The organism is Paenibacillus sp. CCS19 (genome assembly GCF_033239625.1).
Classification (GTDB): domain Bacteria; phylum Bacillota; class Bacilli; order Paenibacillales; family Paenibacillaceae; genus Paenibacillus_T.
In genome coordinates, this window is the sequence record NZ_BTCK01000013.1 from 45,115 (window position 1) to 67,053 (window position 21,939).

Annotated in this window: 12 protein-coding genes, 1 other RNA gene and 1 pseudogene; 11 read left to right on the top strand and 3 right to left on the bottom strand. The window is 53.3% G+C overall.

The features are described from left to right. The first annotated feature begins 116 nt into the window (after nucleotides 1–116). Entirely contained in the window at nucleotides 117–554 is a 438-nt protein-coding gene (locus SBI19_RS11435) for a MerR family transcriptional regulator (protein WP_317968129.1), read from the top strand. A 157-nt stretch (nucleotides 555–711) separates the two neighbouring features. Here the strand turns inward: SBI19_RS11435 and SBI19_RS29650 are convergent, their stop codons facing one another. Then, nucleotides 712–3,660 (bottom strand): rhamnogalacturonan lyase family protein, encoded by a 2,949-nt coding sequence (locus SBI19_RS29650; protein ID WP_483312274.1) that lies wholly within the window; start codon nucleotides 3,658–3,660, stop codon nucleotides 712–714. A gap of 478 nt (nucleotides 3,661–4,138) precedes the next feature. Between SBI19_RS29650 and rnr the strand changes: the two are divergent. The 9 genes and pseudogenes from rnr to SBI19_RS11495 form a co-directional block, all read left to right on the top strand. Then, nucleotides 4,139–6,393, top strand: a pseudogene (gene rnr / locus SBI19_RS11450) (ribonuclease R); the annotation flags it as partial. Between the two features lie 1,514 nt (nucleotides 6,394–7,907). Further along, on the top strand, nucleotides 7,908–8,393 hold the full coding sequence (gene smpB, locus SBI19_RS11460; protein WP_191207013.1) for an SsrA-binding protein SmpB: 486 nt from the start codon (nucleotides 7,908–7,910) through the stop codon (nucleotides 8,391–8,393). 284 nt (nucleotides 8,394–8,677) lie between these two features. Continuing rightward, nucleotides 8,678–9,042, top strand: a transfer-messenger RNA (tmRNA) gene (ssrA, locus tag SBI19_RS11465). A 330-nt stretch (nucleotides 9,043–9,372) separates the two neighbouring features. Then, nucleotides 9,373–10,353, top strand: coding sequence for an ABC transporter permease (locus tag SBI19_RS11470; protein ID WP_317968135.1), 981 nt, complete (start codon nucleotides 9,373–9,375; stop codon nucleotides 10,351–10,353). 12 nt (nucleotides 10,354–10,365) lie between these two features. Further along, nucleotides 10,366–11,280, top strand: a complete 915-nt coding sequence (locus tag SBI19_RS11475) for a carbohydrate ABC transporter permease (RefSeq protein ID WP_317968137.1) — start codon at nucleotides 10,366–10,368, stop codon at nucleotides 11,278–11,280. Nucleotides 11,281–11,346: 66 nt separating this feature from the next. Continuing rightward, nucleotides 11,347–12,957, top strand: a complete 1,611-nt coding sequence (locus SBI19_RS11480) for an ABC transporter substrate-binding protein (protein ID WP_317968139.1) — start codon at nucleotides 11,347–11,349, stop codon at nucleotides 12,955–12,957. 81 nt (nucleotides 12,958–13,038) lie between these two features. Beyond that, nucleotides 13,039–14,808 carry a sensor histidine kinase gene (locus SBI19_RS11485; protein ID WP_317968141.1) on the top strand — a complete coding sequence of 590 codons (1,770 nt, stop codon included), beginning with the start codon at nucleotides 13,039–13,041 and terminating at the stop codon, nucleotides 14,806–14,808. After that, nucleotides 14,783–16,399: a response regulator gene (locus SBI19_RS11490; RefSeq protein WP_317968143.1), complete on the top strand. Its 1,617-nt coding sequence runs from the start codon at nucleotides 14,783–14,785 to the stop codon at nucleotides 16,397–16,399. The genes SBI19_RS11485 and SBI19_RS11490 overlap by 26 nt, the downstream gene beginning before the upstream one ends. 138 nt (nucleotides 16,400–16,537) lie before the next feature. After that, nucleotides 16,538–16,960, top strand: a complete 423-nt coding sequence (locus SBI19_RS11495) for an HNH endonuclease (protein WP_317968145.1) — start codon at nucleotides 16,538–16,540, stop codon at nucleotides 16,958–16,960. A gap of 75 nt (nucleotides 16,961–17,035) precedes the next feature. Here SBI19_RS11495 and SBI19_RS11500 read toward each other — a convergent pair whose 3' ends face one another. Both SBI19_RS11500 and SBI19_RS11505 read right to left on the bottom strand, forming a co-directional pair. Further along, on the bottom strand, nucleotides 17,036–18,004 hold the full coding sequence (locus SBI19_RS11500; protein WP_317968147.1) for a proline dehydrogenase family protein: 969 nt from the start codon (nucleotides 18,002–18,004) through the stop codon (nucleotides 17,036–17,038). Between the two features lie 78 nt (nucleotides 18,005–18,082). Further along, complete coding sequence (locus SBI19_RS11505; RefSeq protein ID WP_317968149.1) at nucleotides 18,083–18,889, bottom strand: AraC family transcriptional regulator; 807 nt, start codon at nucleotides 18,887–18,889, stop codon at nucleotides 18,083–18,085. Between the two features lie 327 nt (nucleotides 18,890–19,216). Here SBI19_RS11505 and SBI19_RS11510 point away from each other — a divergent pair, with 327 nt between their 5' ends. Next, complete coding sequence (locus tag SBI19_RS11510) at nucleotides 19,217–21,919, top strand: UxaA family hydrolase (RefSeq protein ID WP_317968151.1); 2,703 nt, start codon at nucleotides 19,217–19,219, stop codon at nucleotides 21,917–21,919. Nucleotides 21,920–21,939 lie beyond the last annotated feature (20 nt).

Here is a 21,939-nt window from a genome sequence, read left to right on the forward strand (position 1 = left end):
ACAGCGAGTTAAGAGATCTTAAAAAAATGACCTGTACATCTTATGCCGATTGCGGATATCGATTATAATGGATTATCCAGCCATTTCTGGCTTGCGCGTATTGTAGGAGGTTGACGATGAAAGAAAGATATTCGGTTGACGAGGTATGCGAGCGTTATGGCGTAACAGCGCGGACACTTCACTACTATGAAGAGATCGGTCTATTGATTGGCGTGCCGAGAACGGAAGGCGGCCATCGTTATTATGATGAACGGATTATTACACAGCTGGAGCAAATTATTCGACTGAAGGAAGTGCTGGGCATCTCGCTTCAGGAAGTGAAGACGATCGTGGAACTGGAGGCCAAGCTGGAGCAAATTCGCGGCGCGTATCGCCAAGAGGACTCGGCCGAGGAGAAGACGAAGATTCTCGATCAAGGCGAGCAAGAGCTGCAGCGGTTCATCGATCAGATCGACGGGAGACTTGATAAGCTTAGTCAGCTCCGCCAAGGGTTCCAACAACGGCTTGACCGCGTGAAGAAGTTGAAAGAAACCGGCGCGCCGCAAGGAAGCTAGACGATTCATCTACTTGAGGTCGGCGCGGAACGGTCGATGTGTCGAGGGAATGAACGAGTTATAGGATTGCGGCATCATGCTGTTATAAATAAAGGGTTGCCAAACAGGCCGGATCCGCGTCGAATGACGTTGATCTGGCCTTTCATGTTAGCGTGTATTAGGATGGCTCGTTGCCCCAAGCGAGTGTGCCGTTGACATACAGCGTCACTTTGCTGTTGTTCACGAAGCTCGTGCTCGCTGTGCTGAAGGAATAGTCATTCGACTCGCTGAAGTTAGTCCAATCGGTCTTGCTGAAGCGGGTCTGAATCTGGCCGCTGTTGCCGCCTGCGGCGATCGAGCCAGCGCCTGATTTGAAAGTCAGCTCAAGATACGTATCGGCTGTTGCGGTCGGCGTCGTCATAGAGACGAATTGAGCCTGCACATTGTCGCTGCCGATCTGCGCCCAGTCGCAGAAGAAGTTGAAAGCCGTTGAATTGTCTTTTGTAAAATAATAACGAACCTTCAGCGTGCTCATACCGACGGCACTCGTGCCGCTGTTCGTAATGATGAATTGTGGTGCTGCCGCGCTGTTCGCTGCATCCGTATCGTTAGGGCGGTATTGGACAGCAAGGCCAGTCGCCGTACCTTCACCAGTAGATGGAGAAGCGGGAGTGACGGAGACGGTGTTCGACGTTGCTGAACCCGCCGCATTCGTCGAGACTACGCGGTAATAGTAGGTCGTATCGCCGACTGCGGTCGTATCGGTATACGTTAATGCCGTTAAACTTCCGCTCAGATCGGCAAAGCCGCTGCTGCCGGACGTCGAGCGCTGCACCTTATACGACGCTGCACCGGAGGAAGCCGTCCACGACAACGATGCCTGTGAAGTTCCCGCTGTACCGGTTACTGTGAAGGAGCCGGGCACTGTCACCGCAGACGTAGGGGTGACAGAAACGGTGTTCGACGTCGTCGAGCCAGCCGTATTCGTTGCGACAACGCGGTAGTAATACGTTGTACCGCCGGCAGCGGTCGTGTCTGTATATGTTAACCCCGTTAACGTTCCGCTCAAATCCGCGAAGCTGCCGCTGCTGGATGTGGACCGCTGTACCTTGTAGGAAGCTGCACCAGAGGATGCAGTCCACGACAGCGCTGCTTGAGCAGTTCCCGCAGTGCCTGTCGCCGTGAAGGAGCCAGGGACGGTCACGACAGGCGTCGTCGTACCGCCGACCGTATAGATATTCGGCTGAGCTGGCGTCGCCATGCCTTCTCCTAAATAGTAGCTCGTATGCGGAGGCTGGTTATATGCAACGTTCTGCCAAGCGACGCCGAGACGGTAGACGGAATCATGCATCAGCGTAGGGAGCTTGTAGGTCGTTGTCGCGGTTGTTGTGTAGAGACGAAGCGCGCTGCTGTCCGTTGTGCGCCAGATTGCTTCTTCGCGCCAGTCGCCGAGCAGGTCGGCCTGCAGGCTCGGCGTGCCTTTGGTCGTGTTGTTGGAGTAGGTGCCGGTTGCGGTCAGCAGATTGCTTGTTTTGCTCGTGGAGTAATTCCACTTGTCGATCTTGCCTACGCCTGCGCTGATGCTGGAATCGTAAGTATGATCGAGCAGCTCGCGAAGCAGGTCGCCGTCCCACCAGATCGCGAAGTTGATAGAAGGGGTGGATGTTGATATCGTCGTGCCCGTGACGGAGTGGACGCCAACGCCTGATGCCCATTGCTCCTCGCCTTTATAACGCGGATCGATATCGGCGGATAAGCCGCGGCCCGTGTCCGCGCCTGTTTGCTGCCCCCATAGGATCGCGCCGGTTGCAGCATCGTGCACTTCTGCTCCGTAAGCTGCGCTCGTGCTCTCATGGACGTTGAAGGATTCCAGACCTGGCCGGTCAGGGTTCAGGTCGCCGACATGCATCGCATCGCCGTGCCCGAGGCCCGTCGTGTACAGCTTGGCGCCATTATCGTCGAGAGCCATAGCGCCGTAGATGATTTCGTCTTTGCCATCGTTGTCAACATCGGCGATGCTCAGCTGATGGTTGCCTTGGCCGGCATAGGAGCTGTTGCCTGACGTATTCGAATCGAACGTCCAGCGTTTCGTCAGCGTGCCATTGCGCCAATCGTAAGCGACGAGGACGGTTCTCGTGTAATAGCCGCGCGCCATGATGAAGCTTGGACGCACGCCATCGAGATAAGCGACGCCTGCGAGGAAGCGGTCGACGCGGTTGCCGTAGCTGTCGCCCCAGCTGGAGACGGTGCCGCGCCCTGGCTCGTAGTTGGACGTGTTGAGAATTGCGCCCGTATTGCCTGCGAATACGGTGAGGTACTCGGGGCCGCTGAGCACATAGCCGCTGGAGTTGCGGTAGTCAGCGGTAGAGCTTCCGATAACCGTGCCGATGCCGTCCTTCGTGCCGTCGGCTGTTTTGCTGACGACCTCCGCTTTGCCGTCTCCATCCAGATCGTAGACGAGGAACTGCGTGTAATGGGCGCCGGCACGAATGTTCTTGCCTAGATCGATACGCCATAACCGCGTACCGTTCAGTTCGTAGGCATCGAGATAGACGTTGCCCGTATAGCCGGACTGCGAATTGTCCTTGGCATTGGACGGGTCCCATTTGAGTACGATTTCGTAATCGCCATCGCCGTCCAAGTCGCCGACGCTCGCGTCGTTGGCGCTGTATGTGTAGCTGACGCCGTCCGGCGTTGTACCGCCGGCAGGTTTCTGGATCGGAATGTCCTTGTAGTTGTTGCTCCATACCGTTGCTGCAGCAGACTGCGCTTGTACGGCGCCGTTCACAACGGCTGCAACTGTATACGTATTGCTGGCAGTACCCGCTGTGTCGACATAGTTGGTGCTGTTCGCAATCGGCGAAGCAGTGATCAACGTACCGTTGCGATAAACGTTGAAGCTGGTGGATGCGGCTTCCGTGCCAAGCAAGCGCCAGCTCAGGTAAACGCCGTTGCTCACTTTGACAGCGACGACGCCGCGATTCAGAAACTCCATCTGGCGCGCCGAAGCTGCGTAGACAGTATCGGGTTGCTGCGGAATGAATGGGACGGAGATCAAGAGCGCCATTGCTGCGGTCATCAGCTGGCGCATCGGTCGATGCCATGCTGTGCTCGTGGAGCGAAACATAATGATTCCTCCTAACGATAATGGGATTTAAGCGACAATCTTAGCTAAGGGGGGTAGCTGGATAGCGCTTACATTTAAATTGTAAGGGTGGATGAGCTTTGTAAATAGAGGGCTGCAGGAGCAATTGCGGCTAACTTCGCTGGGTTCGAAATAATCACCTATTAACATTTCGATGAATGCAAGAAGCTTGAATGAATAATCAGTAGAATAATAGAGGTTGTTCACCGAAACTAATTTCGAAAAACAATCGAACGAGTAAGTCGAAAGGCCTCGGACAAGAATGAAGACGTGCGAATAAAATGAATGGTGGGTCAAATGGTTCAGCATTGCGGCGGGCGAGAGGGGAAACGGCTCTATTTTTCATCAGGATGCGGATGAAGGGCGGTCGTTTCGTGTATACTTAAGTGTATATGAAAATATATCCTTATTTGTCGAACTACAAGAGACCCGAAAGTGTGGAGTCGGGGGCGGAGGAATCATGAGCTTAGAGCAGGACTTGCTTGATTTTATGAGAGAAACGGCGTATAAGCCGATGACTTACCAGGAGTTGGAGCAGCACTTCGGAATCGAAGACGCGGATGATTTCCGCGCATTCCTCAAGCTGCTTAATGAGCTCGAAGAAAAGGGCCAGATCGTCCGTACGCGCAACGACCGCTACGGCGTCATTGAACGGATGAATCTCGTGCGCGGCCGTGTGCAGGCGCATGCGAAGGGATTCGCTTTCCTCATTCCGGAGGAGAAGGACCATCCGGATGTTTATTTGCACGCGAACGATTTGAAGAGTGCGATGAATGGCGATATCGTGCTCGTTCGCGTTACGTCCCAGAGCGAAGGCGGCGGACGTCTGGAGGGCGAGGTCGTCCGCGTCGTGACGCGCGCCGTAACGCAGGTGGTCGGCACGTTCGATAACCACGAGGCGTATGGGTTCGTGCTGCCGGATGATAAGCGGATCAACCGCGATATTTTCGTCCCAAGAGGGCAGTTCGGCGGTGCGGTATCGGGGCAAAAGGTTGTCGTGCGCATTACGTCCTACCCTGAAGGACGCGCTGCAGCGCAAGGCGAGGTCATCGAGGTGCTTGGTCATAAGGATGATCCGGGCGTCGATATTCTGTCGATTATCCGCAAGCATCAACTGCCGGAAGGATTCCCCGATGATGTGATGGCTGAAGCCGAGGCAGCGCCGGATTCGATTACGGAAGAAGAGATCGTGAAGCAGGGACGCCGCGATCTGCGTAATGAAACGATCGTGACGATCGACGGCGAAGACGCGAAGGACTTGGACGATGCGGTCCATGTCGTACGGCTGGAGAACGGCAATTACAAGCTGGGCGTTCATATCGCGGACGTTGGCTATTATGTGACCGAGCACTCGGCGCTCGATCAGGAAGCGTATCGGCGGGGCTGCAGCGTCTATCTCGTAGACCGCGTCATTCCGATGCTGCCGCATCGGCTGTCCAACGGCATCTGCTCGCTTAACCCGCAGGTCGATCGGCTGACGATGTCCTGCGAGATGGAATTCGATCCGAACACGATGAAGCGGGTGCGTCATGAGGTGTTCACGAGCGTTATTCGAACGACGGAACGGATGACGTATACGAACGTGAAGCGCATTCTGACGGCAACGGAAGAAGAGCCGGAGCTTGAACTGAAGGAGCGCTATGCAGGGCTTCTGGACATGTTCTCGCTGATGGAAGAGTTGGCGATGAAGCTGCGCCGCAGACGGATGAAGCGCGGCGCTATCGACTTCGACTTCCAAGAGTCGAAGGTTATCGTGGATCCGGAAGGCAAGCCGATCGATATTATTAAGCGTGAACGTTCGATCGCGGAGATGATCATCGAGGAGTTCATGCTGGCGGCCAACGAGACGGTAGCGGAGCATTTCCACTGGCTGCGCGTGCCATTCCTGTATCGGATCCACGAAGATCCGGACGGCGAGAAGCTGCTGCATTTCATGCAGATCGTCTCGAACTTCGGCTATGTGGTGAAGGGCAAGGGCAATTCGGTTCATCCGCGCGCGCTGCAAACGCTGCTCGAGGAGATTCAAGGCACGAAGGAACAAACGGTCATCTCGACGATGATGCTTCGTTCGATGAAGCAGGCCAAGTACGATGCGGAATGCCTGGGTCACTTCGGCCTTGCAGCAGAGTTCTATTCGCACTTCACATCGCCGATTCGTCGTTACCCGGACCTTGTCATTCACCGCGTCATGCGCGAGGTGCTCGAGAACGGTGGGGCAATGCCGGAGGCGAGGGTTGAAGCGTTGGCTCCGCGGATGCAAGACATCGCTCAGCAGTCGTCGGAGCGTGAACGCGTCGCTGTCGATGCGGAGCGGGATACGGATAAGCTGAAGAAATGCGAGTATATGCTCGATAAGGTCGGCGAAGAGTTCGACGGCATCGTCAGCAGCATCACGAGCTTCGGTATGTTCGTGGAGCTGGACAATACGGTCGACGGGCTTATTCGACTCAGCCAGTTGACGGACGACTACTATCACTTCCATGAGCTGCACATGGTGCTGATCGGGGAGCGGACGTCGAAGGTATATCGGATCGGCGACGAAGTGAAGATCCGCATCGCGGACGTGAACATGGACGAACTTACGATCGACTTCGAGATGGTCGATATGAAACCGCGCAGCAGCGGCGGCTTCCGCGGCTTCGCCGACTCCGGCGGCAATGGCGGACGCAGCGGCGCGGCAGCAAGGCGGCGGCCCGGGACGCGGCAAGCGCGGAGCGGGCGGCGGTGCGCCGGGCGCAGGCGGACGCGGCGGTGCGCCGGGCGAAGCGGCTAGCGGCGGCGGACGCGGACGGCGCGGCAAGCGCGGCGGCGAGTACGCGCTAGGCGCAGGTGAGCAGCGCGGCGCGTGGGGCGCAGGCGAGCAGCGCGGCGCGTGGGGCGCTGGCGGCGAAGCGGCTGGCGGCGGAGCTGCGGGCCGCGGGCGTCGCGGTCGAGGCGGCGACGGCGCGCAAGGAGCTGGCGAACGCAGTGCGTGGAACGCGCCTGTCGAGCCGGTGAGCGGCGGACGTCACGGACGCGGAGGCGAAGGCGTTCGTGGCGCGGTTGAAGCAGCGAGCGGCGGAGCAGGCCGCGGACGGCGCGGACGTGGAAGCGACGGCGAGCATGGCGGAGCGGCGCTCCGCACGGATGCGCCAGCAGCTAATGAGGCATTCGACGCACCGATTGATCACGATGCAGGTGCTGTATGGAGCACACGTCCACCGCGCAAGGAGCGCAAACCGAAGCTCGATATGTGGGGGCTGCCGGTTCCGGCAAACAGCAATCCTCGGCGCGATGATGGCGGGGAGCGGGACGACGGCACCTATCAGCCAGGCAACGGCAGACGCAGTGGCGGCAATCGCCGTTCAGGCGGTGCGCATGGTGGCGGCGGTGCTCATGGCGCGCCAGGCGGCCGCTCATCCGGCGGACGTAAGCGTCCGGGTTCGGGCGGCGGAGGTCCAAGTGCAGGCGGCAATGGCAGTCGCCAGCCGTCCAGCGGCGGCGAAGGCGGTAACGCAGGCGGCGGCGGTAAGCCGCGCAAGAAGAAAGGCGGCGGCGGTAACGCCACAGCTGCCTTCGTTCGCAAGAATCGCAAATAAGGCAGCTGCATTAGCTGCCTTATAATTAATATTGAGAAAGGGGTCGGCACGCAGTCCGCAGCAAGAGCAGACGGAATGCGTATCGCCCCTTTTTTTTATCATATGAAGACATGAGAAAGTGGACGCCGTTGCAAACTGTGCAATGGAATCCACTTGGAGTAGTTTGTTTATCGTGCGCCATTGTAATTCGTGCAATTGAAAGTCGCTCACAAATCCCGCTAAGCCCCGTTTCCCTCGATTGGAGCTTATTCTGTTGCACATTCTGCAATGGGACGGGAAGAGGGGGCGGGATGTGATCATATCGGTTGGACAAACTACAATGTGGTAGGTTGCTGTACGTTAGTCGCCGGTTGAATCTTTGGAATCGCCGGTTTTGGACTGTGTATTCTGGCTGCCGTGGCCTTGCTGCTTCTTGGCGCTGTCTCTGCGTGAGTTTTTTTGGTGATGTCCGCGGGACATGATGATCGGTCGCCTCCTCTTGGTGGTTGTTCTTCAGCTATATTGGTATCTCCGCGCGAATAAAGGATTATGCAGGTAGATGGTGGCTTGTCCGGATACGCCTTGAATTGGTAAACGAATGTTGCTACAATTAATGTCTAGCTGGCCCGTTGGGCGATGGGAACGATTCAAACGAGGAGAGGGTGAAGACGTATGGCGCCGAAGAAGAATCAAGAGAACAAACCGCTTGCGCAGAACAAGAAAGCTTCGCACGACTACTTCATCGAGGAGACGTATGAAGCGGGCATCGTGCTGACCGGTACGGAGATCAAGTCGGTCCGCAATGGCCGGGCGAACATTAACGACGCATTCGCGACGATTCGCAATGGCGAGATGTACGTGAACAATATGCACATCAGCCCTTTCGAACAAGGCAATCGGTACAATCCGACCGATCCGACGCGCGCGCGCAAGCTGCTGCTGCATAAGGTACAGATTCATAAGCTGCTCGGACTGTCCAAGCAAGAAGGCTACACGATCGTACCGCTTAAGATCTATGTGCGCAACGGTTATGCCAAGCTGCTGATCGGTCTGGGTAAAGGTAAGAAAAACTATGACAAACGCGATACGGCAGCGAAGCGTGACGCAGAGCGTGATATTCAACGGGCGCTGCGCGAGAAGCAGAAGGTCGCACGGTAATTTCTTGCATAAGCTGCGCCGAATTGCTACAATTAAACTCTAACGCTCAATAATGGACAGGTTGGTCGGCAGTCGTAATAGCTGCCAGCAACCAACTAGACATATGTTGCGGAAGACGTGCTATACTGAGTTCAGTAAGACGAAGCAAGCAATCAGCAACACATTGCAATTCGCAGTAAGCATTCGTGCTCAGGATGAAGGTGCAGCAATGTGCCAACCCATTCGAGTCGCCTGCATGGCTAACGGTACGCTTAAGTGACGATGCCGATTATGCCGATATTTTCGGGGGCGTTTATGGATTCGACAGGGGTAGTTCGAGCATGGGTCGCGGGTAGTGGGGAGCGTCCGCTTCATCAACGCTAAAGCCAATTAACTGGCAAACAACAACAAACTTACGCTTTCGCAGCTTAATAACCTGTGAGCGTGCTCCTACCTAGCATCGCCCATGTGACTAGACTAGGGGCTAACAAGTAGTGGGATACGCCGCTTCGGTCTCCGCCTGGGGTCGACGGAAGAAGATAATCAGGCTGACCCAACGCGTAGTCGGTTACGGGACGACGCTCGGGTGACATCAATACCGTGACTACACCCGTAGAAGCCTGTGTGGCGTTGTCTCTGGACAGGGGTTCAAATCCCCTCGCCTCCACCATCATTAACCCCGACCGCATGAGGTCGGGGTTTTTGCTTTTCTTTCGTGGAGTGCTTTAGGTGAAAGATTGCAAGGATAATATGAACATCGAAAAGCTGGTTCGCTCCAGTGCAAGAAAATCCACTGCCGCATGAGGCAGTGGATTTTTGCTGTTTATTGTCCGAAGCGAATGACGAGAGCAGCGATCCAGTCGATTTCACAGAACACCCTACCCAGATTGCGTCAAAAAGTAACGATCGAATAAATCAGGTCACCTACGATAGAGAGAACCTACGGGGCCAGCCGATATAATGAGGTCATAATCCTGATGAATCTAACGAGGTATGTGCCATGACTAATCCTTCTATCGCGAATGTTTCAAATTCTACCGTCCAGTCGAGGCGACAGAGCGGCATCGCTCGGTTCGCGCGCAACGTCGTGAGGTACCGCGTACTGCTGCTTATGCTTTTGCCGACTACGATCGTGTTCTTGCTCAATTGCTATATTCCGATGTTCGGCGTCATTATTGCTTTCAAGGATATCAACTACGTCGACGGAATTCTTGGAAGTCCGTGGGTGGGGCTGGATAACTTCCGCTTTCTCTTCGCCACTTCGGATGCTTGGCGCGTAACGGTTAATACAATCGCCTACAACGTCGTCTTCATCATATCCGGCCTCTTACTCTCCGTCGCAGTCGCAATCGCCGTGAATGAAGTGCGAGCCAGATTCGCATCGAAATTTTATCAGACGGTCATGATTATGCCGAATTTTCTGTCCATGGTCGTCGTTAGCTACATCGTCTATGCCTTCTTGCATCCGGAATACGGATTTGTAGTCAAGCATGTGCTGCCTCTATTCGGCTACGACTCGGTTAACCCTTACATGCATCCGCAAGCGTGGCCATACATTCTGTGGCTGACGAAGATGTGGCATTCCGTCGGTATCGGAAGCGTCATCTATTTGGCGGCAATTACCGGCATCAGCGAGGAACTGTATGAAGCTGCCGTCATGGATGGAGCCGGTAAATGGCAGCAGATTACAAGAATTACGATTCCGCTCTTGACCCCCGTGATGGTCATCCTGACGATTCTGAATCTGGGCGGCATCTTCCGCTCCGACTTCGGTCTGTTCTACCATGTAACGCTCGACTCCGGCGCGCTGCGCTCCACGACGGATGTCATTGATACGTTCGTATACCGGGGGCTGATTCAGCTCAACGATTTGGGGATGTCCTCCGCCGCGAATTTCTATCAGTCCGTTGTCGGCTTCTTCCTTGTTCTTGGAGCCAATGCACTAGCACGAAGACTGAACCGTGAGACAGCGCTATTCTAAAGGAGAATTGTAATGACGAAAGCAAACAATGCGAAGCCCTATCAAACATTGCCCAGAACGGCGAATTTGGTTATCCATTTCTTCTTTATCGTAATGAGCCTGGTGTGCATCCTTCCGATATTTCTGATCGTCGCCATCTCGCTGTCCGACGAGAAACGGTTAACGCTCAGTGGCTATAAGTTCTGGCCTGAACGATTTGATACGTCTTCTTATCACTATCTGTTTACGAATTCGACGACGCTGATCAAAGCCTACGGCGTTACATTGACCGTCACGCTTGTCGGAACCGTACTGGCGGTCCTGTTAACCGCGTTGTATGCCTATCCGATCTATCGCAAGGACTTTCCGTTCAAACGGGCATTCAATATGTACCTGCTCATTACGATGCTGTTCTCCGGTGGGCTCGTTCCGTTTTATTTGCTATATACCAATTATTTGCACCTTAGAGATTCGCTGATTGCGCTTATTCTTCCCGGCCTATCCAACGCCTTCTATATTTTTATCACGAGAACATTCTTCCAACAGACCGTACCGGAGGAAATGATTGAGTCGGGGAAGCTGGACGGCGCATCGGAGTGGCGGATTTTCTTCCAGCTGGTCATTCCGATCTCGCTGCCGGTGCTGGCGACAATCGGATTGTTCACGACGCTGATCTATTGGAACGATTGGTTCAATTCTTTGCTGTTCATTAACGATACCGACAAGTACTCTTTGCAGTATGTCATGATCCAGATGATTCGCCAGGCGGAGTTCTTCAAGACTCAGTTGGCGGGAACCGGGGTCGGCTTATTGATTCAACAAGCGGTTCCGACGGAAAGTCTCCGCATGGCGATGGTGGTCGTCTCGATCGGTCCGATTCTATTCGTCTATCCTTTCTTCCAGAAGTATTTCACGAAGGGTCTGACGATCGGGGCCATCAAAGGCTAAAGCTGTCTAACTCTGGCAAATTTGCCGGTTAGAATATACAATAATATGACTAGGGGGCACGACAAAATGAAGGCAGCGAAAAGGTGGAGCACTGCGCTTGCTTTGCTGGGCGTGTTGGCGTTAGTGGTTTCCGGTTGCGGGAGCAATAACGGCAATAGCGACAAAGACGACAATAAAGGCGCACAACCTTCCGGTTCTGTGAATGAACAAGACAAGGCAGCTAGTACCGATGCCGGCAATCCCGATATTGCCAAGTTCCGCAAGCTTAAAGTGTATACGGTAGGGAACTTCCCTCAGCCCGACAGCAAAGCGGTCATAGAGGAAATCAATAAATATTTGAAAGAAAAAATCAATGCGGAGATCGATTTCCAAGGTCTCCCTTGGTCATCCTGGTCGGAGAAGATGGCACTGTCTTATCAGTCGGGAGAACAGGTCGATTTGACGTTCGCCCCGAGCTGGGGGGATTTCGCCAATAACGTGGCAAAAGGCGCATTCCTGCCGCTAGACGAGCTGTTGGCTAAGTATGGACAAGGCATCACGGACTCGCTGGACCCTCGATTCCTCGAAGGCGGCAAGGTCGACGGCAAGATCTATGCGATTCCGACGAACAAGGAAATTGGTGAAAGCCATACCATTATGCTGCGCAAAGATTTAGTCGACAAGTACGGCTTCGATATTAACAGCATCCATACGCTGGAGGACCTGGAACCGTGGCTGGAAACCATCAAGAAGAACGAGCCTGGTCTTTCTCCGATATGGCTGTCGGGCAGCGGATCCGACACGCTCTCTTACTTCGACAAAACCAAGAAGAGCATGGAGGAAAACTTCCGTTACGAGCTTGTCATCGGAGCGCCGGCCGGTATCGTACTTGATACGAAGACGGATAAAATGATCGTGAATACGATGGATTCCGAGGCGACGATCTATCGTCTGAATCTCTATAACGATTGGTTCAAGAAGGGCTATATCAACAAGGATGCCGCCACGACCAAGACGAGTGCGGAAGACGCGCTGAAAGCCGGCAAGACCTGGATGAAGTTCGGTTCGGATAAGCCGGATTCCGACAAGGAAGATTCCCTAGCCACCGGCGTCGCGCTGGTCAAGCTCGTCGGGAACGATCCTGAGCTCAGCACCGCCAGCATCAGTAACTCGATGATGGCGATCGGCCGGACCTCTGTAGATCCGGAACGGACGATGATGCTGCTGAACCTGCTCCATACCGACAAGACATTGATCAATCTGATCGACTTCGGCGTGGAAGGCAGACAATACGTGAAGGTGGACGGCCAAGACAACTTCATCAAGCTGCCGGACGGCGTTGCGACACGTACGGATACGGGCTGGGCACCGGGCGTCGAGTGGATGTTCGGCAACCAGATGCTGACGTACTTGTGGGAAGGCGAAAGCGCGGACAAATGGGAGAAATTCAAGGCGTACAACGATCGGGCTCATAAGGTCAAGTCGTTCGGCTTCAGCTTCAACACCGACCCCGTCAAAACGGAAGTGTCGGTTGTCAACAATATCATCAAGGAATACCGTCCGATTCTGGAGACGGGCAGCTTGGACACCGACAAGGTGATTGCCGAGTACAACGCTAAGCTCAAAGCGAACGGCATCGAGAAAATTGTCGCGGAAGCGCAAAAGCAGTACGATGAGTGGAAAGCGAAACAGTCCTAAATAGGCAAGGGGGGAGACGAAACGGGTCTTCCCCCTTTCATGCCATTCGCGTGCATCTAGAACAGGCGGAGGAGAGAGATTGTGAGACTATCATTGCGATTCAAAGTAAGCGCTCTCGTTCTGCTTCTCGTTCTGCCTTTATTTTTGTTTTTGTACTATACCAATATTTATTCCGCGAACGTCATTCGCGAGAAAGTAGCAAACTCGGCATCGGACACGCTGTCCCTTCATTTGGGTTCTCTCGATGAGCTGTTGGAGCAAACCAGCACGTATTTGACGCGCACGGCCAATGAAAGCGTTTTGCTCGAGCTGTATTCGGAAAGCGATCCGGACAGCGTCAGCTATTACGTGTCCTTGAGAAAGTTAATGGATCAGTGGTACAGCGATGTCAGCTACTACTCGATTATCCGCACAGTGTTTGTTTATCATCAGGAGCGGGATGAGTTGTACTTAAGCAGCCAAAAGGAATATTACCACGAAAAGGACGTCATTCGATCAGGGCTTTCGTCTAGACTGGCGTCATCCCGGTATCCAACAACCCAGAACTGGGAGATCGTTAACGTTGGGGGCGAGCCTGTGCTCTATAAGGCGTTGCCGGATAAGAGCGGAAGGCTGCTCATCGGCGCGCTCATCAGCATCGATGCGTTGGCACAGCCTTTGACGCAGTTGGAGTCCGCGCGCAGCGACGAGAAGATCGGCATCATCTCAAAGGACAGCCATTTGCTGTGGGGGGAATTTACGGATCGGGATCTTACCGGAATCCGCGGCCTTCTGGACCACCCGTCGAATCGCGCCAGCGATTCGATACGACTGGCAGACGGCAACGACTATCTGTTCGTTGGCAAGCCGTCTCTCTTCTCGGATCTGAGCGTATTCATTCTGTTGGACGAGAAGTCGTTGCTGGACGAATTGCCGCTGTTCCAACGCGTTATTAAGGGGATCCCCATAGCCGTTATCGTCGTTCTTGCTATTCTGTTGATTCTCTTGAGCCGGCTCGTCTTCAAGCCGATTTATGCCTTGGCGAGCGGGATGCGTATTCTTGGCAAGGGGCAGCTGGAATACCGGCTGAAGGAAGGCAAGTCTAAGGAGTTTCAATTAATAACGGAACAGTTCAACCGGATGGCCGAACAAATCGGCGATCTCAAGATCGACATCTACGAAGAGCAAATGAAGGTGCAGCAAGCGGAGCTGAAACATCTTCAAGCGCAGATTAATCCGCATTTTTTCATGAACTCCTTGAACATCGTCTATCATTTGGTGGATCTGCAGAAGTACGCCATCATCAAGAAGATGATCGGCCATCTCGTTTCTTATTTCAGATTCATCATGAGCACTAACGATACATGGATCGAGTTATCGGGGGAAATGAATCATATTCGTAATTATATGGAGATTCAAATGGTCATGTACCCGGACAGGCTGAGCTTTCACGAGCAGTTCCCGAAGGAATTCGAGCAAATACTCGTTCCGCCGCTGCTGGTGCAGCCTTTCGTGGAGAATGCGATAAAGCATGGCTTCGTAAATAACGTCAAACCGTTTGCCGTGTCCATCGCGGTGAACGTGGAAACCGGGAAAGACGGTGTACCTTACGCATTCATTCGGATTAGCGATACCGGACCGGGTTTTAATAAACAGCAGCTCGAGCAGTTGAACGGCGGCTTGTACGAGAAAGAGCCGACGGACCGCCAGCTCGGAATATGGAACGTGCGTAGACGATTAACGATGTTTTATAGGGAACAAGCTGCTCTCACTTTCGTCAACGATCCCGAGGGCGGAGGAGTCGTGGAGCTGAAATTGCCGATAACAGGGAGGTCGGGAGCTTCGTATGTATCGGGTACTAATTGTCGATGACCAATACTTTGCTTTAATGGGGCTGAAGCAAGGCGTGAATTGGCAAGTGCTTGGCGTGGATGACGTTCGTCTTGCGGAGAACGTGGAGAATGCGGTCGAGGTGCTCGAGCAGCATGCTGTCGATCTATTGATTTGCGATATCGAAATGCCTGGAAAGAACGGACTGGATTTACTCGCTTGGGCAGAGAAGCACTCGCCCAATACAGTAACGATCATGCTCACATGCCATGCGGATTTCGAATACGCACAGCGGGCTCTTCACCTCGGCGCCTTCCATTACTTGTTGAAGCCTGTCGACTATGAGCAATTGAATAAAGCAGCTTCGGAAGCGCTAGCCGAAGTTCGCAGACAGCAAGAGCAACGGAAGTTCGAGCTGCTGATGCAGGGGTATCAGAGAAAATGGGATCACCAGCTGCCGCTTCTAGTCGAGCGCTTCTGGCAGGACATTCTTAGCCAGCGCTCTTCGCTGCATCCCACTTCGCTGCAAAGATCGGCGGAGATATACGGCTTGGAGCTTCGGCCCGGCGACCGTTATATTCTTATGCTCATGGGCTTGGAGCAATGGAAAGAGAACCTGAGCGCGCGGGATGAAGCCATTATGGAATACGCACTCCGCAATCTGGCCGGGGAGTTGGTGCTTCGCGGGTTGGAGGGCGTCGTCTTTCAGGACCATGCAAGCTTGAATCTAGCGATCGTCTATGAAAGGAATGACGGCGCTCCCGTGGGCGGTGCGCTTGAACATAATTGTCGGCAATTTCTTAGCGAGTGCGAACGGCTCCTTCATTGCTCCATGTCCATTTATATTAGCCCGCCGGTAATGCTGCCGGAAATTGTCGGGGCCTACGCTTACGTAACGGAGAGGGAGCAGCGGAACATCCGACGTTCCCGGCAAGTGTTTACGCCCGAGAAGGCGCTTATGCATGACACTAAGCAGCAGATGCCGGCCGCAGCGCCTTTATACGTATTCACGGAATGGGCAACCGTACTGGAACTCGGCGAATTAGAGGAGCTGGACCGGCGCGTCAGACAATGGTTCGGCGAGGGGAAAACGGACGGCTGGACGGAGGAGTCTCATCGCCAGCTTATTCATGGCGTTCTATTTGTTATCCATGCCGTGTTGGCCAAGAAGGGGCTATCTCTGCATGAGTCGGCGGAGTTAAAGCAACTGACGGACAAAGAAAATTACCCGAAACATTCGATTGCCTTGAAGGATTGGACAAGGGAGTGCTTCAGGTCGGCCGTTCGGCTTCTACAGACGAGCCAATGCGTGTCCTCCACCGTCGTGGCCAAGATCAGACAATACGTGCGTTCGCGCATCGGCGAGGAAATTACTCGGGAGGAGCTGGCAGCGCATGTCTACTTGAATCCCGCATACTTATCGCGGATGTTCAAGAAGGAGACGGGACTGTCTTTATCGGACGCCATCATTCAAGAACGGATCCAGGAAGCGCGGCGGATGCTGGAGGAGACGGAATACAAGATTAGCGATATTGCGGAGAAAGTGGGCTATGCAAGCCTCGGGAGTTTCTCCAACCTGTTCAAGAGAGTCGTCGGCGTCACGCCTCAACAATATCGGGCTAAGAAAAGATGAGCAAATCCACTGCCGCATGAGGTAGTGGATTTTTGCTGTTTCCACAGAATTGATCTGCACTTCAAGAGTAGCCGCATCGCATCGAAGGAATCCTAAGCATAGGATCTTTTCTGAACGAGTAACGCTGGGAGGCATTGGATGATGATGATCAACGTTCTAAATGTGGATGGCCAAGAACTTACCCCATGCGTGCTTGATCGAGCTTGGAGGGAAGTGAACCGGGCACGAGCCATATGGATAGACGAGCAGACCATCCAATTGCTGTACAACCCATTCTTATATCGTGATTATCGAAAAGCTGCGTTGAAACGGGATCATTACACATGCTTATGGTGTGGACTCCCCGGAACGACGGTCGATCATATTATTCCCTCAAGCAAAGGCGGCTCAGATAAGCCTCATAACTTACTCGCTGCTTGCATGGAGTGCAACACGAAGCGAGGAAGTCGTTCGGCATTCTCTTATTTCAGAGAAAAGAAACTTTCTGCGCCGAACAGAATGAAGTTATTTTATCGTATTCTGAAAGCCAATTACCACCATTTAGTGAACGGATACAAGTGATCGTTGGACATCAGTAAAAACCACGATCGCATGGGATCGTGGTTAATGTTTTTCATCGACGTTGTACGCTCGCTATTATTCGTAATCCACAACAGAATCAACCGGTCTGTCAGACGCGATGTCGATAACGGCTTGATATAAATTTGGCGGATACTCGGCGATCCTATGGCAAAGATACAAATACCACTCATGGCCATAGGTTAGATAAATGCGAACGGGGTAGCCTGCCTTCCTCAGCTTGCTGCTCAAATCCGGCCGAATCCCGTATAACATTTCGAATTCTACCCCCGGCTTCAGGGCCCATCCCCGATTGATCACCTCATCTACGATGCGCTCGTCATGGGTGGCGATTGATACGCGATGCCCTCTATCGATGGATTGCTCCAAGAGATGCAAATAGCGTTCATTGAGAGCGTCCGAACGTGAAATCGCCAGTTGTTCCGGCTCTTGATAGGCCCCTTTCACAAGGCGTAAACGTCTAGGTTCAGCCTGCAAGTCATTCATGTACTGCGTTGTGCGGTGCAGCTGCGCTTGCAATGTGATGCCAATGTTCGGATAGATGGCTGCCGCGCGTTCATAGATCGCAAGAATCGCTTCCGTTTTGGCGGATTCCTCCATGCTGATAAATAATTCGATATCAGTCTGCTGGGTCTGGTCACCCAAGGCCGCCAACTGCTTGAACGCTAAAGCGTCGTCTACCGATAAACCGATGTGGGAAAGGTCGAACGACACGCGAGCGGCTATTCCGCGTTCAGCCAGATTCTGAATGAGCTGCTTCATTTCCAGTAGCGCCGCTTCACAAGACTGGACATCGGTCGCGTTTTCACCAATGTATTCTAAGGAAACCGCATATCCCTTATTAATCAGCCTGCGTCCAGCTTCAAGACCGGCTGATCTATCTTCTCCCGTTACATACTTAGCCGCAGCACGTTGCAGCATATGGAATATGGATGGCGTCTGCTCGACGTAAGCCTTCAAATCCGCTCGCCTTGCAATGGATTTCATCGTTTCTGTGAACTGCTTTTCTAAATCAACTTTGGTCATCTCGTAGTCCTCCTCTTGTTCGCTTATCCCAGTGTACAATCGAGACGAAAGAAGAGGATTGTATAAAATTGCTCTTTTCTAAATCGATACCGCGTAAGTTTGAGGCGTCGCACCTACTATTCGGGCAAAAGCTTTCGTAAAATGACTTTGATCATAAAAGCCGGTATCAACGGCGATTTCGGCGATAGGCCGCTGTTTTCTCAGTTCGATCTTGGCACGATTGATGCGCAGCAGATTCTGATAAGCATGGGGAGGCAGGTGCGTGCTTTTCTTAAACAATCGAATGAGGTGATAACGGCTGGCGCCTGTCTCTTGCTCCAACTTCTCGAGCGTGATCCGGTCCTTGTAATGGGCATGAATGTATTCCTTCACTCGCTTGACGTACTTCTGCTCCAACGCCTCATAGGGTTCGTGAACAAGGTCGGATTCATGCTTAACGATGAGCATGTGCACGAGCTCGATTAACGAAGTTTCAATCTCGAGGGAAGATTCATTGCGGACAAGGGTTTCCATGGTTCGATTGATTAGTTTCCTGCAAGCTTTGTTCTTCCCGTCCTCTAGTAAAAACGGAAATTGAAGTCTACTGATAGGAGGCAGTTCGATTTGCTCGAACCATTCCGGTTTGATGAACAACATTTTGTATTTCCAGTCGGCATTCTCGGCAGGCTGGCAAGCATGGAGCATGTGCGGAGGAAAGTTGATCATTCTACCCGATTCTACACGCCATAACAAGCCCTCGCACCACGCCTGCGTTTCGCCTTCATCTATTAATCCGATGGAGTGTTCCTCATGAAAATGTTTCTGATACGCTAAGTCGCTCTTCCGACACCGCTTTGCTTCCAAGAAAGGCAATGCCTCGTCTCGATAAAATGTTACGTCGCTCATAGATGCGTCACCCTCCAATGTGAATGAACACATCTATTTTAACATAGGCGCTTTAGTCAGAGTCGGAACAAGTAATTACCAGCGTTGATGCAGTATGCCTGACGGCAACGCAATAGCACCTAAACGAAGGATGCCTTATACACTGAACTCGCCGTAATTTACAGACGCAGGAACGATTTTGGAACAAAATGACTTAAGTCTGAAAACTACTACTATCAGTTAGGACACACGTCGGGGCGGATAAGTGATATAATTTTATTACTGCTCACTAGTAAGATAACTGCAGGAGATGGCATTGAAAATCTGACAACAAGGAGCCAATGATAAATGAACGTTGTTTATCAATTTGAAGAAGTAGCCAGACTTCCCTTGCCCGGGGATAACTGCGCCGTCGCGATTCGCCAGTTGGACTCCGGTACCGTGATTCAGTTCGAGGGTCAATCCTTCGCCTTGGATTATACGGTTATGGAAGGTCATCGATTCGCGGTGAAAGCAATTGCTCCAGGGGAAGAGCTGCTGTCTTGGGAATTGCCTTTCGGCGCAGCGCTTAAGCAGATTCAGCCCGGTCACTATGTGATCAATGAAACCGTTCTGCAAGCGCTCAGCGTACGCAATTTGGCATTCGCATTGCCGCCCGTGCCTAACTTCGCGGACCAAGTTCATCCTTATGTGCTGGACGAGGAGAACTTCCAGCCGGCGTCAGCATCGCCAGCTTACGAGGATACGCGCACTTTCATGGGGTATCGTCGCCATGTCGATCGCGGGGTCGGCACCCGGAACTACATTGTACTGCTAGGCACCACTTCGCACACGGGCAGCTATGTGAAGACACTTGCCGCTCGTCTGCAAGACGAATGCAAGAACTATGCGAATGTCGACGGAATTGTTCCAGCAGCGCATACGGAAGGCGGCACAGAGAATCCCAATAACGCGGAATTGCTGCTTCGTACGCTAGCTGGGTTTATCGCTAACCCCAACGTTGGCGCCGTATTGGTTGTCGATTATGGCAATGAATCGATCACGAACAAGATGGTGGAGGCTTATGCGCGCGAGAACGGCTACCCGATCGATGATGTGCTCCATAAGTTCGTGTCGCTCACAGACAGCTTCGACGAGGAATTGGTTAAAGGTGAAGCGTTAGTACGGGAATGGCTGCCAACCGTTAATGCGATGCAGCGGACGCCTGAATCCATCAGTCACTTGCGAATCGGATTGCAGTGCGGCGGTTCTGACGCATTCTCCGGCGTATCCGCGAATCCGCTGCTCGGCTGGGTGTCGGAACAATTGGTGCGTTACGGCGGCGCGGCTAGCTTGGCTGAGACCGATGAATTGATCGGCGCAGAGCCATACATTCTCTCGAAAGTACGCAATGTGGAAACCGCCCGCAAGTTTCTTGAGCTTGTAGATCGGTTTAAGGAACGCACGTCGTGGCACGGAACCAGCGCGGAAGGTAACCCGTCCGGCGGTAACATGTATCGCGGTTTGTACAACATTTATCTCAAATCCATAGGCGCAGCCATGAAGAAAGACCCCGTAACGCGGATCGATTACGCTACCGAGTATGGGGAGCCTATGAAGGATGGCGGCTACTATTTCATGGACAGCCCTGGCAATGACCTGGAGAGCATCGCCGGTCAGGTAGCTGCAGGCTGCAACATGATCTTCTTTACGACGGGTAACGGTTCGATCACCAATTTCCCGTACGTGCCGACGGTCAAGGTGGTTACAACGACTCGCCGTTTCCAATTGCTGTCGAATGATATGGACGTGAATGCGGGACAATATCTGGAAGGCAAGTCGATGGATGAGCTGGGCCAAGAGGTATTCGAACTGGCGATCCAAATCGCTTCCGGCCAGCAAAGCGTCGGCGAGAAGGCGGGCCATGCTCAGGTGCAAATTTGGCGCAACTGGCAGCAGAACGACGCAGGCCAGCTGGATACCTTGCTGCACGCTCCAGTACCGACAGGGGCGCCGATTGAAATTCAAGATGATGCAGTGACGATGGCTGACCCGATTGCATTTACTTTTACTCGACAACGCGATCGCCAGTCCAGCGACAATATCGGATTGATTGTGCCGACGAGTCTATGTGCCGGACAGGTAGCCAACATGATCACGCAGCGTCTGAACAAACAAGGAGCAGGGCAGTCTGATCTCTCGCGTTTTGTTACATTGGCGCACACGGAGGGCTGCGGTACATCGGGAGGTCCGGCGGAATCGCTGTTTGCCCGTACGATGATCGGCTATATCACGCACCCGATGGTGGAGCATTGTTTGCTGCTGGAGCATGGCTGCGAGAAAACGCACAACGATTATATGCGACATCAGATGGAAGTGCATGGCGTCGATGCGAGCCGCCTCGGTTATGCCAGCATCCAGCTTGACGGTGGTATCGCCAAGGTGAGCGAGAAGGTCGAAGCATGGTTTGCCGATCGATTGGCCGCAGCAGAATCTGCAGAGAAGGTTACGGTTGGTCTGGAAGGTTTGCGTATCGGGATCGTAAGCGACGGCGCTATTACCGGAGAGGCTGGCGAGCAGTTGGCGCAGCTAACGAAGATGATTGTAGGCACTGGCGGCGTGGTCGTCGTACCTGAGAACAGTGGACTGCTTGCCGCGACTGCATTCGGTGAACATTTATTTACAGCGGCTCAAGTTCGTCCATCCATCTCCTATGGCGAACATGTCCGCAACAATGGCCTCCACATTATGGAGACGCCTACAACGCATTGGGTAGAAACGATTACGGGACTCGCCGCTACAGGAGTAGAATTAGTGATAGCGCTGGTCGGCAAACGTCCGATGCAGACGCATCCGTTCGTACCGATGCTGCAAATGACGACGGAGCAGGCGATGCTGCAGAACCATCAGGAAGATCTTGATCTGGTGCTCTCGGGCAGTCCAGATTTATGGGTGAGTCAAATTCTTGAGCGCAGCAAGCAGATATTGGAGCATACTTATGTGCCGCGTCTCTACCAGAAAGGCAATATCGATTTCCAAATGACGCGCGGTTTCTTGGGCGTATCGCTATAATTTAAACATTCATGAAAGCG